Annotated in this window: 12 protein-coding genes; 5 read left to right on the top strand and 7 right to left on the bottom strand. The window is 53.4% G+C overall.

Annotated elements, in window-relative coordinates:
• Positions 1–27: 27 nt before the first annotated feature.
• The 6 genes from nfi to LX87_RS17370 all read right to left on the bottom strand — a co-directional run bounded on the left by nfi (position 28) and on the right by LX87_RS17370 (position 7,569).
• Positions 28–717 (bottom strand): deoxyribonuclease V, encoded by a 690-nt coding sequence (gene nfi, locus LX87_RS17395; protein WP_111629537.1) that lies wholly within the window; start codon positions 715–717, stop codon positions 28–30.
• 93 nt (positions 718–810) lie between these two features.
• Complete coding sequence (locus LX87_RS17390; protein ID WP_111629536.1) at positions 811–2,193, bottom strand: serine hydrolase; 1,383 nt, start codon at positions 2,191–2,193, stop codon at positions 811–813.
• 61 nt (positions 2,194–2,254) lie between these two features.
• A complete protein-coding gene (locus tag LX87_RS17385; protein ID WP_111629535.1) occupies positions 2,255–5,212 on the bottom strand; it encodes a M1 family metallopeptidase in 2,958 nt (985 codons plus the stop codon).
• Between the two features lie 115 nt (positions 5,213–5,327).
• Entirely contained in the window at positions 5,328–6,464 is a 1,137-nt protein-coding gene (locus LX87_RS17380; RefSeq protein ID WP_111629879.1) for a helix-turn-helix domain-containing protein, read from the bottom strand.
• 114 nt (positions 6,465–6,578) lie between these two features.
• A complete protein-coding gene (locus LX87_RS17375; protein ID WP_111629534.1) occupies positions 6,579–6,983 on the bottom strand; it encodes a hypothetical protein in 405 nt (134 codons plus the stop codon).
• A 118-nt stretch (positions 6,984–7,101) separates the two neighbouring features.
• Complete coding sequence (locus LX87_RS17370) at positions 7,102–7,569, bottom strand: hypothetical protein (protein ID WP_111629533.1); 468 nt, start codon at positions 7,567–7,569, stop codon at positions 7,102–7,104.
• Positions 7,570–7,757: 188 nt separating this feature from the next.
• Here LX87_RS17370 and LX87_RS17365 point away from each other — a divergent pair, with 188 nt between their 5' ends.
• The 3 genes from LX87_RS17365 to LX87_RS17355 all read left to right on the top strand — a co-directional run bounded on the left by LX87_RS17365 (position 7,758) and on the right by LX87_RS17355 (position 10,571).
• Positions 7,758–8,552, top strand: a complete 795-nt coding sequence (locus tag LX87_RS17365) for a sialate O-acetylesterase (RefSeq protein ID WP_111629532.1) — start codon at positions 7,758–7,760, stop codon at positions 8,550–8,552.
• Positions 8,553–8,570: 18 nt separating this feature from the next.
• A complete protein-coding gene (locus LX87_RS17360; RefSeq protein WP_111629531.1) occupies positions 8,571–9,437 on the top strand; it encodes a CE1 family esterase in 867 nt (288 codons plus the stop codon).
• A 105-nt stretch (positions 9,438–9,542) separates the two neighbouring features.
• Positions 9,543–10,571 carry a bile acid:sodium symporter family protein gene (locus tag LX87_RS17355; protein ID WP_262511085.1) on the top strand — a complete coding sequence of 343 codons (1,029 nt, stop codon included), beginning with the start codon at positions 9,543–9,545 and terminating at the stop codon, positions 10,569–10,571.
• Positions 10,572–10,793: 222 nt separating this feature from the next.
• Here LX87_RS17355 and LX87_RS17350 read toward each other — a convergent pair whose 3' ends face one another.
• Positions 10,794–11,198 (bottom strand): hypothetical protein, encoded by a 405-nt coding sequence (locus LX87_RS17350; RefSeq protein WP_111629530.1) that lies wholly within the window; start codon positions 11,196–11,198, stop codon positions 10,794–10,796.
• Positions 11,199–11,484: 286 nt separating this feature from the next.
• On the opposite strand from LX87_RS17350, the gene LX87_RS17340 reads away from it, so the two are divergent.
• Both LX87_RS17340 and LX87_RS17335 read left to right on the top strand, forming a co-directional pair.
• The gene (locus LX87_RS17340; protein ID WP_111629528.1) at positions 11,485–12,516 is read left to right on the top strand and encodes an SDR family NAD(P)-dependent oxidoreductase; all 1,032 of its coding nucleotides are present in this window, start codon (positions 11,485–11,487) and stop codon (positions 12,514–12,516) included.
• A gap of 124 nt (positions 12,517–12,640) precedes the next feature.
• Complete coding sequence (locus tag LX87_RS17335; protein WP_111629527.1) at positions 12,641–13,711, top strand: alpha/beta hydrolase; 1,071 nt, start codon at positions 12,641–12,643, stop codon at positions 13,709–13,711.
• Positions 13,712–13,718: the final 7 nt, after the last annotated feature.

The raw sequence follows: 13,718 nt of genomic DNA, 5'->3' as shown, positions 1-13,718 counted from the left end.
GTTACCACACAATCGTCCTTGTGTCTATTAACTCGGTGGTCGTTCACCGCGTCGCAGTGCATTGACAAGGTTGTGTGCCCGGCGGGTCGGTTCGGGAATTCGGTAGCCGCCGTCGCAGCGCAGGGTGAGGTCAATCGCCGTCTGGAAGTCGATCAGGTGGCCGGGCGAAACATAGACGGGATTGACCTTGTTTTTCGTCCGTAAAGCCGCACCAATCGTTTCGCCGTAATGCTTCATGGGCGACCACACGCCCCGCTCCGGTGCCGGTTCGTCGTACTTGCCGACCAGCACCGACTTGGCGCATCCGAACGTGGGCCGGTTGAGAAACAAACCGCCGTGCGAAGCAATCCCAATCCGGCGCGGGTGAGCAATTCCCTGCCCGTCGAACATCACCACATCGGGTTCGGTTTTGAGTTTGGCCCAGGCTTCGAGCAGCGACGGTATTTCGCGGAACGACAGCAAACCGGGAATGTACGGAAAGGTAGCCGAACTGATCACGCCCGCTTCTTCAATCACCTGCATGGTAGCCAGTTCCAGCACCACAATCCCGGCATACACCGTCTCCTCAAACTTGTTAAATGAAATATCACACCCGGCAATCGTCTCGACGGGTTTGGTCAGTGGTTCAATTCGGATCTGGTGCCGCAGTTGCTGTTGCAGCGCGACGGCTTCGGTGGGTGTAACGGTCCAGTCGTGGAGGAGTTGATAACTTGCCATTGGGTTACGAGTTGTCACTCCCTAACTCCAATTCAGGCGTTGCGGTTTAAAAGCCCTGGGCTAGTGGACCACGCTAACCGCCATCATTCCGGGTCAAATGCGCTTGGCTACGTAATTTCCACCCTGATGCACAATCACTTGCGTTACGTTCCCGGAAGCGTCTTTGAAAAACGTCAATTGAGCGTCTACCGTTTTTAGAAAAAATCTGGTCTGGCTCTCGGCAAATAACTCAAACTTAGGCTGACCCGTAACCTGCAAAAAAAGCTTTCCGGCTTCGTAGGTGACAGTGAGCGTGCGGGCGGCATCCAGCTTGTAGTTGCCCACATACTGCCGCAGGACGGTTTCGCTGACCGGAACAACTTTCCGGTTGACCGGCAACTTATACGGTTCGTCGTAAACAATTTTCATCAGGTCCGTCACAATCGGGTCCAGCGTTGTCAGGTCCGAAGCATCATCCACGTTGCACAGCAGAATCACAACCACATCATCCTCAGGAACCTGCACGTAGAAGGTTGCAAAGCCGGGGATGTTGCCGTTCTGGTAAATGAGTTTTTTTCCCTCGCCAAAGTAACTGATGCCCCAGCCGTAGCCCCAATTCCCCTTGTCGGGTGGCGTCAGGGCCGTTTCCCAGGTTTCCGGTTTGAGCATCCGGCGATTCTGCACCACCCGCGACCAGCGGTATAAATCTCCCACCGAACTGTACATGCCGCCAGCCGCGTAAGCCACGGTCGAATCTATGGTTCGGGTTTCAACCAGTACCGAATCTTTCCAGAACGTGTAACCCGTAGTTTTCCCGCGATTTTTCAGGTTGACGAAGTCAAAACCGGATTGGGTCAATTGCAGAGGTTTAAAAAACCGTTCGCGCACGACGGTTTCAAACGGTTTGCCGGTTATTTTCTCGATGATCAGCCCCAGCAGATAATACCCCGAATTGGTATAATTGACGGCTGTTCCCGGTCTGGCGGTCAGCGGCTTACCTTTAAACTGAGCCACCAGCCATTCTTTGGAAACGGGCCGCGTCACCCGGATGCTGTCGGGACCGTACAGAATATTTTTGAAGTCGTAAATGCCCGACGTGTGGAGAAACAACTGTTCGAGCGTGATCTGGTCGCCCTGCGGATAATCCGGAAAATACTTCGTCAGCCTGTCGTTCAGCGACAGTTTTTTTTCTTCCTGCAATTGCAGAATAACCGCCCCGGTAAACGTCTTGGTGATCGAACCGAGTTGGTACAGACTGCTGGTATCGTTGGGAATGTTGTTTTTTACATCCCGCCAGCCGAATCCCCTCTTCAGCAACACCGTACCCTTCTGGGCCACCAACACCGTACCGTTGAAGCGGTGCAGGTGGGCCGAAGCCGTCATGTATTCCTCCAGTTTTTGGACGGTTGTTTTGGGATTGGGCCGCTGCTGCGCATGGACCGGCAGGAACGCGGCACATAGCAGCAGGCTGATTATAAATAGAATACAGTTTTTCATGGATAGGTTATTAACGACAAAATTAAGTTACGGGCTGGTCTTTAGCCGCCATCAGAAGGTATTATTGTTTCAGGAACTCGGGTTCAATTTCTTCGACGTTTACGTAAAAACGGATTTCGTCTACTTCAAAATCGTCGGCGGTCATGTTGGGTAGTGTCATCGTCTGCCAGTCGTTTGTGGGTGTGATGAATTCGAACTGATCCGGCTTCTGGGTGACCAGAATCGGCATCCGGAAATTCGGCTCATCGGCCTTCCAGCGGTATTGGACCATCAGCGACGACCCTTTCTCAACCAGTTTCACCTGCAAAGTGGGAATAGTCGCATGGTTTAAGTATTGATCGAAAAACGAGGTATAGTCCGTTCCGGTTATTTCGTTAATATAACCAATAATGTCCTTTGAGGTGACGGTTTGTAACCGAAACCGCTGTTGAATGCCTTTCAGAATAGCCGCCCAAAGCGTGTCATTTTGAAGGGCGTGACGGAATGTATACAGGACCAAAGCACCTTTGGCGTACATATCACCGATTTCGTAATGAATATGGTTCACATCGCGAACGCCAATGATAGGTTCCCGGCCAATGACCTGTGGTGACAACGAAGCGATATACCCCAGTTCGCCATCCTCATTAACTACCGAGTCCAGCAGAAAGCCTTCCGAATACGTCGCAAACGCTTCGTGAATCCACAAGTCGGCCAAGTCACGGCAACTGACGTTATTTCCCCACCACTCGTGCGAAACTTCGTGCCAGACCAGTTGCATCAGACTCAGACTATCGGTCGCCGTCAATGAGTCGGCGCGGCTGGTGGGTAATTTGCCGAAGGACACCGCACTCTGGTGTTCCATCGGGTAGAGCGATTCCATCAGCGTAAAACCGTCACGCGGAAACGGGTATTTTCCATAATGCTTTTCCAGCGTCGCCAGCATTGGCTTCACCCCGTCGAAAACCCAGCGGAATTTTTCCTGATTGTAAGGCATGCAATAGTAATCCAGCGTCAGCGAATCGGGGCCGTAGGTTTCCCGCCGGTGCGCGTAGTTCCCGATGTTCAGCGTCACATTGTAGTTGTTGATCGGGTAGCTTACATACCAGTCGTACTGCGTCCAGTTGCCCGGCAAGACGGTTTTGCGCCGAAGCCGCCCGTTCGAAATGCTCATCAAACCGTCCGGAACGGTCACGCTGATGCGCATGCTGTCGGGTTCGTCGGAGAGGTGATCTTTGTTGGGCCACCACAAACTGGCACCCGAACCCTGACAAACCACCTGCACCCACGGTTTGCCGGCGCGGTCTTTCTCCCACAAAAATCCACCCATCATCGGCACCGAAAAATACGGCACCTGCGGTTTTCCCGAATAGTCGATTTCCAGTTCGTGCTCCCTGCCCGCTTTTAGCGTTTCCGGAAATTCGACAAAAACCCCATTGAACTCCCGCGTATAACGCAACGGTTTTCCGGCGTGTCGAATCTGGTGAATCTGCATATTGGCATACAGATCAACCTGAAGTTTGTCCAGCGGAGTTAGCACTCGAAACCGCATCCGGTTTTTGCCACTGATCGTTTTGTTACCGATGTCCACCTTCACGGCCAGATCGTAGAACGTTACGTCGTAACTGCTCCGCAAAGGCGTGAGTTTCCCCCGCAGCGTATCGGCGCGGGTAAAGCCGTTCTGCCGGTTTCCAACCGGGTCGCCAACCGGGTTTCGAATCTGTTTTTTCACCGAGTCTGGTTTAGAGACGGCTCTTGGCGGTTCGGGAAGCACGGGATCAGTAACCGTCCGCTGCGGGATGTGGTCACTTTCCCCCAAATCCAGGTTACTCTGATTGCTAATCAGGGAACTAAAAGGACTCTGGTTTTCAGCCAAATTGCCTTCCGTGAACGGCGAAACGCCTTTCGGCCCCACGTCCGTGATGGTGAAACGGGTTGATACCTCCCAGGGCTTTTCGATTAGGTTCCGTGATTTACTGTCAATCTGAAAGCTGTATTGCCGCTCGACATGACTCAGGTTCCACTGGCCTGAACCGCCCGGCCCCTCGGGCTGGCTATAGGTTACCACTTCTTTGAGCCCCGTAAATTTCAGATTCATTCGGTGAACCGCTGACGCCAGCTTTTTTAGAAGCCACTGCCGGTTGTTCTCAGCGTCAATGCCCGCTTGCGTTAGCTGAAATTCGGACCGGACAAACGCCATCGTCTGGGCGTCAATGTACAACTTACCCACACCAAATGCTTTCCGCTTCCGTTTACCCGGCTTCACGTCGATGACATACATCAGCCGGTCGCCCTTGAAGGTGCTCAGCGTAAAATCGTAGTATTTGTAATTTCGTTCGTTAATGGTGTTGCGCTTATCGAAAGCCCTCTTTACAAAGTCACCGTACAGAAGGGAGGTCCGCGCTCCGTTGCTTAAATTGATGATGAGCGGTAGCTGATGAGTTGCCCGGTCATACTCCTTTTTCCGGCCTTTGAGCAGCTTCAGGCCATCGTTGATTTCGGACTGGTTGTAGGCCGCTTTATAGACGGACAGCACGGCTTCGCTGGAAACAACCGGTTTGGCGCCAAACTGCTGATCTTCCCGGTAAAAAGCCGTCAGTTGCCTCGACGTGGTATCATAATTACGCGGGATGGCGGCCACGGCTTCGCGTAGGATGTCAACGGCCGTTTTCCGGCGGGCCTGCACCCGCACTTCGTCCAGCTTCACGGCGGCTGGCTTCAGCCGAATGGTCAGATTTTGCCGACCGGTTGCCGGAATCTTCCGGGTCGCTGACCGAAATCCAATACTCGAAACCCGCAGGCTATCGGAAGCAGAAACCGTCGGAATAGTAAGCCGGAACGCGCCTTTCTCATTCGTAACCGTCCCGACAGTTCGCCCGACAATCGTGATGTTTGCCGAAGGGATGGGGTCGCCGGTGGTCTGGTTAACGACCTTTCCGGCCAGCGTCAGGGAGCCGGGTTGAGCCCGGACAAAAAGGGTAAAAAGAGTCAAGAAGAGTCCGACCAGAAAGCGGTAGAGGAGATGGGCTGAATACGGCATTGTCGTGTTGTTTAGGCCAAAACAGGCCAAAAACAGCACATCAGTCTGCTCAAATCCGGATTTGAGCGCTAATTTCAGAAAAATAAAGCATCACAGCCCGTTCGGAGTTGGTGGGTTAGGCAGTTTCGCGGTTGAGGTATTCTTTGGGGGAAACGCCAGTCATCTGCTTGAACGTTCGCTGGAAGGTGGCCTGCGAGTTAAAGCCGCACTCGAACGCAATACCGGTTATTGTCAGGTTAGCGTTGACGGGATCGTTCAACCGACGTTTGACTTCTTCCAACCGGTATTCATTCACGAAGGTGTTGAAGCTCTTGCCGAGGTGCTGGTTCAATACGGCGGAAATCGTTTTGGGCGACACCTGCAAATGCCGCCCCACTTTCTCAACGCTCAGTTCCGGGTCGAGATACAGCCGGTCGGTTTCCATCGCCCGGAGTAACCCGCCCGACGTTTCCCGAACAAGCTCGTCGGCCAAGGCCGTGGTGCTTGCTTTCCGAACCGGTTCGGGCAACACCGGCGTTCTGGAATGGAGGTACCCCCACAAGCCCAGCCAGTAAATCATGACCACAATGGGAATGTAGATCGGATACCAGCCAAACGCATCCAGCAAGGCGTTGCGGGTGGCCGGAATGATGTACGGAACCAGATGAATAAACCAGATGACCTGAAATCCCAGAAACACCTTGAGAAACATCCGTAACCAGCGCATATTTACCCGGTGCGGTTCGGTGAGGGGCGGATTTTCGCTCTGAAACCGGTTCAGCCAGCGGTAGGTCAGGAGCAGGTAAACCGTTACCGAAATCCAGCGCGGAATATCGGCGTAGGTATTATACTCGTCCATCAGATAACCCACCTTCCGGTTATCGGTATGATCAAACACTCCTGCAAAAACACCTATAATAAAAACCCAGCCGATTAGTTTGCTACCCCAGTCGATGATCACCGGCCAGAAATGCCTTTTCTCCCGTTTTCCCAGCCGAAAACCGGGGTCGAGCAGAGACCGGGTGTAAAAATAGATCAGCGGCCCAATCGGCATGGCCATGATCAACGGTGCTAAGTCCAGAAACAGGCTGATTTGCCAATTTGCAACCGGAATGCCCACGGCCAGACTCGCCAGCGCCAGCAAACCGACCAATGCGGCCAGCAACCGGTTCGAGATCCGGTTGCCCTTCCGGTTAAACCACAGTAAAATCGCCAGGATGAAGCCCTGTGCCGTCCCGAGCAGAAGAATTAAATCCAGGGGTGGAATCGTCATACAGCAAATTACCAAAAAGATCGGCACCGCTCAATAGACACAGAACCTCTTTTGCGTAAAAACAAAAACCCGTCCTCACTGAAGAAGACGGGTCTGATGAATTAATGGTTCTTGTTAGCTTCTGCGACCGTAACCGTTGCCGCGATCGAAGCGGTTTGACTGCTGAAAAGCAAACCATTTTTCGCGTTGCTTACTGGTCAGCACATTCAGGATTTCCTGCTGTTTCTGAGCCTGAAACCGTTGGTACATTTTCGGATTGCGACGTTGCCGGCTCGCCATTTCCATTTTGTCGTAACGGTCTTCGATGCGCTTGATCTCTTTCTCCTGTTTCCGCGACAGGTTGACTATCGCATCCAGTCGGTCGATTTTGATCTCTTCTTTGATATCGTCCTGACGCGAACCGGGTAGAGCCTGCGGAGCCGGATTACGGTTGACATTGGGATTATATCCGCGTTGCGCCATGGAAACACCGGTGCTTAACAGGGCTACAGTTGCGAGGGCGAAGATTGTCTTTTTCATGATCGTAAGTGGTTTATTTGTCCGTTTATGTCCGTTAGAGGCCCTTTTAGCCCCCGCGTTTAACGAACATTTCTTCCACTCGACCAGCAGACGGTTTTCACCGATTACCCGGATGTTTTCACCGATTAGTACGCCCAAACAAACTGTAGACCGCGGCCGCAGCCAGCCCACCCACCAGATACCAGCCGATGGTCATGGCCGCCGTTGCCGGGGTTCGGGCACTTGGTTCCGTTCCCAGGCCCATCGGTCCGGGCAGCGCCACCGCCCCTACGCCAGCCGCAGCCCCCAGCGTGGAACCGAGCAGCCAGGCATTTTCTCGACCGCCAAGCCCCACCAGACTGTAATACAAGGTATTGGCTACCATATCACCGCCCAGCGCCAGCGTGTGCAGTTTATCGTCCGGGGGCGGTTGTTGCCCAGCCGCACGCAGCCCCTTCGCAATGGCCCGCATCCCCAGCAGGTCGGCCCGGGGCGCTTCGGGGACCACCCGACGAACCGATTCGTGCAATACCGTTAATACAAAAGCACCCGCTAATCCGCTACCGAGCGATTGAGCAAGGGTTTCAGCCGTCAATTTTTCGTCCATCGTTTTCAATAGAATGAGGGTTGTTCGATTGGTTCCTGTTGCTAGTAACCACTCGGGCCGTCAGAAGTTGGGCAATTGTCCTATTTTCTGTCTTTATCGACCGACTTCCACTCTTCGATACCATGCCGGACTTTGGGCAGAATACAGTATAATTGAACATCAGAAGGGTTTTACGGAAAACAGAACTGATGAAAACAGGTATCAAGCTCGCTTTTTTCTCGCTGATGGGTTGCCTGATGCTGGCGTTCAGACAGGATGTACCGCCCCGCCTGAAGGTGTTCCTGCTCATTGGACAGTCGAATATGGCCGGGCGCGGAATACCCGAAGCCGCTGATCAGCAGACCAATCCGCGTATCTGGATGCTCACCAAAGAACAGACCTGGACACTGGCCCGCGATCCGATGCACTTTGACAAACCGGCGGTGATCGGCGTGGGGCCGGGTTTTTCGTTTGCGAAACAACTGGCTAATGCCTATCCCAATCTGAACATTGGGCTGGTGCCCTGCGCGGTGGGCGGCTCGGGCATTGACGTGTGGAAACCGGGCGCTTATTATGAACCGACGAAATCATACCCCTATGACGACGCCCTGCGTCGGGCCAGAAAGGCACTGGAAAACGGCGAGCTGGCCGGTTTTCTCTGGCACCAAGGCGAGTCGGATTCCAAACCGGAACTTACAGCGGCCTACGGCCAAAAACTGGCCCAACTGGTGCAACGGCTCCGAACCGACCTGAACGCGCCCAACGTGCCGTTTGTCGTCGGAACGCTGGGGGACTTCATCGTCAGCCGCAACCCCGATGCCGGATTGATTAACCAAACGTTACAAAATGCCACCAAAGACATTCCCAATGCCTACTACGTGCTGGCAACCGGGCTGACGCACAAAGGCGATTCGACCCACTTCGATACGCCTTCCGCCCGAACCCTGGGCCAGCGATATGCCGACGTTTTTATCCAGCAGAACCTACTCAAAGTCAATCCCTGACTACAATTCATATCCGATATGTCACGATTACAAATCACGTTTTTACTCTTCCTGATCACCCTTGTATCGGCTTACAGCCAGACTGTTACAGACTCCGTTTTGATTGAAGGACATTACCGCACCTTTCATTTTCTGAAACCGGCCCAACCGAACGCATCGCTGGTTTTTGTGCTCCACGGTTCGGGCGGCAACGGCCTCGGCAACCGCAAGGGCGCCAGCAAACTCGAAGCTATTGCCCCATCTGAAAACATCCTGCTGGTTTATCCCGACGGTTATAAACGGTACTGGAACGAATGCCGCAAAACCGCGCAGTCGGCGGCCAACCTGGAAAACATCAACGACAATGCGTTTTTTGACGCCATGATTGATTATTTCCGCAAAAACCACCGGATTGATCCGAAACGCGTTTTCGCCGTCGGCACCTCGGGTGGTGGACACATGGCGTACAAGCTGGCCCTGACCATGCCCGAAAAATTCCGGGCCGTAACGGCATTGATCGCCAACCTGCCCGACACGAATAACCTGGATTGTCCGGAAAAACGCGTCGCAATTCCGATCCTGATCGTCAACGGAACCGCCGATCAAACCAATCCATACGAAGGCGGGGAAGTCCGAGCCAACGGTATTAGCCTGGGCCTGGTGCGCTCAACAGACCGGACGTTTCGCTACTGGTCGGATCTGGCTGGCTATCAACAGCAACCCTCCAAAACACGCTTGCCCGATACCGACCCCAACGACGGCAAAACCATTGAGCGGTATACCTATCAGGCCAAGGGCAAACCCGAAGTCACGCTGCTGAAAGTCATCGGCGGGAAACACGATTATCCGAACGATATTGATGTGTATCTGGAAGCCTGGGCGTTTTTCAAGCGGCAGATGAAGTAAACACACTCCTTGTTCTAAGGGTTATTTCAAAGACGGAGCCGCCGGGCGGTTTAACTTTAGCAATCTCCGCCCCACTCCGCGAAATAACTTACAACCTGAAAGTCAGTGAAAAACCACCCCACTTCCTCCTTTTCGTTTTCGTCCATCAGCGCCCTGGCCGCCCGAGCCGGATTAGACTGGTTTCTGCTGGCACTGCTCGGCATGATCGGGCTGGCCTACCTCTGGCCCGAACCCGGTATTCAGGAAGGGCCGTTCTCGCTGTCGAATCTGGCCAACATCGGCGTCTCGGTTATTTTCTTTTTCTACGGCCTGCGGCTCAGTGGCGACAAGCTGCGGGCGGGATTGAGCAACTGGAAGCTGCACTTCACGATTCATCTTACAACGTTTGTTGTCTTTCCGCTGATTATTCTGGCCGGATTACAGCTTTTTGGTACCGACGAAAACCGTCTGCTGTGGCTGGGGACTTTCTACGTAGCGGCCCTGCCCTCCACGGTTTCATCGTCCGTCGTCATGGTGTCGCTGGCGGGAGGCAACATTCCGGCGGCTATATTTAACGCCAGCATTTCCAGCCTGATCGGCGTGTTTATTACGCCCCTCTGGATGGGCCTGTTTCTATCGACGGGTTCGGCGGATTACGATCTGGGCAGTGTCATCGGCAAACTTGCCTTGCAGGTCATTGTGCCGGTTGTGCTGGGTATTGTGCTCAACCGCTGGCTGGGTGCCTGGGCCGAACGCCACAAAAAGGCCCTGAGCAACTTCGACAAGATTGTGATTCTGGTGATCGTCTACACCTCGTTTTGCGAGTCCTTCGAGCGCCGGATGTTTCAGAGCCTGACGGCTTCGGATCTGGTGGTATTAGGCGCGTGTATGTTAGGTTTGTTTTTTCTGATCTACGCACTGGTCAATCTGGCGAGTCGGCTGCTGGGCTTTAACCGCGAAGACCGGATTACGGCTTTATTCTGCGGCTCCAAAAAATCGCTGGTGCAGGGCAGCGTCATGGTTACGGTGTTGTTTCCGGACAACGTTGTCGGCATTGTTCTGCTGCCCATCATGATGTACCACGCCTTACAATTGATTGCCGCCAGTATACTGGCGCAGAGCATGGCCCGGCAGGCAAGTCAGTTTAGCGCGTAAAGATTTCATTTGGCGGAACGGCACCGACCAAAAATCGGCTCTCAGTGTACTGGCAAAAACAGTGAGAAGACGTTTATAGAAAGCAGCCGAAAAACAAAAACGGGAAAGCAAAGCTGCTTCCCCGTTCCAACGCTACGGTAGGTATGTTACTCATAAACGGCTTTGATTACGTTGTTTTTAATCAAAACCGCAGACTGCTACTACTCAACTGACTTGTGTTCATTAGTACCGGCGGCCGTAGTAGCCCCGGTCGTTCCGGCGGTATTGTTGTTGGTAGGCAAAAAGTCTTTCGCGTTGCGACGGTGTCAGCACCGACATCATTTCCTGATTTTTCCGGCGCAGGGTATATTCATACGCTCGTGGGTCACGACGGCGGGCGGCTTCCATCTCGCGGAAATCGTAACGGTCTTCAATGCGTTTCAACTCCTTCTCCTGCCGACGCGACAGGCCGACAATGGCATCCAGCCGGTCAATTTTGATGTCTTCCTGAAAATCGTCACGCCGTTGGTTTTCGTAATTCCGGCTGTTGTACCGGGAATCAGGATAACGATCATATCCGCGTTGCGCCATGGCGCTTCCAGTGCTTAATACGGCGAGAGTAAAGAGAGTAACGAGGGTCGTTTTCATGGTTGGTCGTGTTAATTTGTGCTTTTATGTCTCTTAGAGGAGCAACCCGACCGAACGTTTAATCCAGTTTTATCTTTTTTTTTCACAATTCTATTTTCATCGACCAACAGCCGGTTTTTATCCCTCAACACCGGATTTTCGTCGGTGAATTTTTCTACAACAGCTCCCGGAAGGGAAAGCCGCCGGAGCTGACCGGCCAACGAAGCTGTTCGCTCAGAAAAGCGGCTGACCGGCAACATTCCGCAGCCGGGGCGGTTGAGTATAATCAACACAAAGACACGACACAATGACTTTATCCAGCACGAATAAACTAGGCTTGTGGGGACTAGCCGGAATTGGCGCTGTTCTGGCAGCCAAAGCCCTCCTGAACCAGTTTCGAAAGATTGATTTTCGGGGTAAAACCGTGGTGATAACCGGCGGTTCGCGGGGATTGGGCCTGGTGCTGGCCCGGCAATTTGCACAGGAAGGGGCTAATCTGGCCATCTGCGCCCGGGATCAGGACGAACTGGAACGTGCCCAGGCCGATCTGGAGTTGAACGGCGTAACGGTTTTTACGTATCGCTGCGATCTGACCGACAAAGATCAGGTAACGGAATTTATCCAGACCGTTGAGGAGGAAGTCGGCCCAATCGACGTGCTGGTCAACAATGCGGGTACGATACTGGTCACGCCCATCGAGCACGCTACAGAAGAGGATTTCCGGGAGGTGATGGAAATCAATTTCTGGTCGGCTTTTCATACTATCAGCGCGGTATTGCCCCGGATGCAGATGCGCCGGGCGGGTCGTATCGTTAATATTGCCTCCTTTGGCGGGAAAGTATCGTTTCCGCACCTGCTTCCGTACACAACCAGTAAGTTTGCGCTGGTGGGCTATTCGGAAGGGCTGCGGGCCGAACTGATGAAAGATGGTATTTACGTCACGACGGTTTGCCCGGGGCTGATGCGAACGGGCAGTCCGCGAAATGCTTTTTTTAAGGGACAAAACGAAAAAGAATACGCCTGGTTTAAAATTGGCGATTCACTGCCGGGTTTGTCGAAAAGCGCGGAAGAGAGCGCCCGGCAAATTCTGGAAGCCTGCCGCTATGGCCAGGCCGAACTGATCATTTCGCTGCCCGCCAAGTTAGCCACGGCAATACACGGTTTAGCGCCGGGTCTGACCGCCGAAGTGTTATCGGTGGTAAACTTGTTGTTACCGGGACCGGGCGGTATTGGCGAGCAACGCGCCAAAGGGCAGGACAGCGAAACGTCAGTAACCCGTTCGGTTTTTACAACCCTGACCGACGATGCCGCCGAAGCCAACAACCAGTATCAGTGGTGAGTGCCTGAGCGGCTTTACGACAACGAATCGTATAGTCTGGCGATTGCCCCGGGGCGGTCGCCTTTTTTGCGTTTGTTCCTTCTAAAACTTCTCCGTAAGTTGCCAATACATTCCTGGACGGCCTATGAAAATCTCTATTCTACCTGCTCTAAGCTTCTTTTTCGTTTTCCTCATCACCTGCCCCGCCCACAGCCAGACGGCTCCAGCCCGCAAAGGCACCGCCGAACGTATCAAGGTCCACGGCAAAGGACTGGAAGGCAACCTCTCCGGCGATTCGCCCGACCGGGAGGTGTCGGTTTACCTGCCGCCGAGTTACAAAACCGACAAAAAACGGCGCTACCCGGTCTTATACCTGCTGCACGGTTTTACGGACAACGATGCGCAATGGTACGGCTTTACCAAACACTGGATCAACCTGCCCGAAGTGGTCGATAAAGCCTTTGCGGACCCCGCCGTGCGCGAAATGATCATCGTTACACCCAACGCCTACACACGGTTTTTCGGCAGTTTTTACTCCAATTCCATCACCACCGGCAACTGGGAGGATTTCGTCGCCAAAGAACTGGTGAGTTACATCGACAGCCATTACCGCACCATTCCGAATGCCGCCAGCCGGGGACTAACGGGCCACTCGATGGGCGGCTACGGTACAATGCGCATCGGGCAGAAATACCCGGAAATTTTCTCCAGCATTTACCTGCTGAGTCCCTGCTGCATGAACACCGGTATTCACGCGAACCGGTCGGAAGAAGCAGCCAGAAAAATAGAAGCGATTCAGACGATAGAAGAAGTTCAGAAAGCGGATTTTGGCACCAAAGCGGCTTTTGCCACCTCGGCTTCGTGGTCGCCCAACCCCTCGAACCCGCCTTTCTACCTCGACCTGCCGACGAAAAACGGCCAGGTTCAGCCGATGGTCATGGCCAAGTGGGCGGCCAACGCACCGCTGGCAATGATTGATCAGTATATCCCGAATCTAAAGAAATTAAACGCCATTGCGTTTGATGCCGGCTCAAAAGACGAGAGCATTGCCGCCAGCATCAAAGTCCTGGATGGGGTGCTGAACAACTACAAGATCAAACATACCTACGAAGAATACGAAGGGGATCACGTGAACCGGATTGCCGAACGAATCGAGAAAAAGGTACTGCAATTCTTTTCAGAACACCTGTCGTTCGAGCAGCCTAAACGGAAGTAAACAAAGC

The organism is Larkinella arboricola (genome assembly GCF_003259745.1).
GTDB lineage: Bacteria > Bacteroidota > Bacteroidia > Cytophagales > Spirosomataceae > Larkinella > Larkinella arboricola.
Note: the sequence above shows the minus strand (reverse complement) of the source record. Positions and strands in the feature narration are given on the sequence as shown.

Bases quoted from the DNA above. Each gene is read 5' to 3' on its own strand.
- nfi (WP_111629537.1), bottom strand. From the start codon at position 717: ATGGCAAGTTATCAACTCCTCCACGACTGGACCGTTACACCCACCGAA.
- LX87_RS17365 (WP_111629532.1), top strand. From the start codon at position 7,758: ATGAAAACAGGTATCAAGCTCGCTTTTTTCTCGCTGATGGGTTGCCTG.
- LX87_RS17385 (WP_111629535.1), bottom strand. From the start codon at position 5,212: ATGCCGTATTCAGCCCATCTCCTCTACCGCTTTCTGGTCGGACTCTTC.
- LX87_RS17380 (WP_111629879.1), bottom strand. From the start codon at position 6,464: ATGACGATTCCACCCCTGGATTTAATTCTTCTGCTCGGGACGGCACAG.
- LX87_RS17335 (WP_111629527.1), top strand. From the start codon at position 12,641: ATGAAAATCTCTATTCTACCTGCTCTAAGCTTCTTTTTCGTTTTCCTC.
- LX87_RS17350 (WP_111629530.1), bottom strand. From the start codon at position 11,198: ATGAAAACGACCCTCGTTACTCTCTTTACTCTCGCCGTATTAAGCACT.
- LX87_RS17390 (WP_111629536.1), bottom strand. From the start codon at position 2,193: ATGAAAAACTGTATTCTATTTATAATCAGCCTGCTGCTATGTGCCGCG.
- LX87_RS17370 (WP_111629533.1), bottom strand. From the start codon at position 7,569: ATGGACGAAAAATTGACGGCTGAAACCCTTGCTCAATCGCTCGGTAGC.
- LX87_RS17340 (WP_111629528.1), top strand. From the start codon at position 11,485: ATGACTTTATCCAGCACGAATAAACTAGGCTTGTGGGGACTAGCCGGA.
- LX87_RS17375 (WP_111629534.1), bottom strand. From the start codon at position 6,983: ATGAAAAAGACAATCTTCGCCCTCGCAACTGTAGCCCTGTTAAGCACC.
- LX87_RS17360 (WP_111629531.1), top strand. From the start codon at position 8,571: ATGTCACGATTACAAATCACGTTTTTACTCTTCCTGATCACCCTTGTA.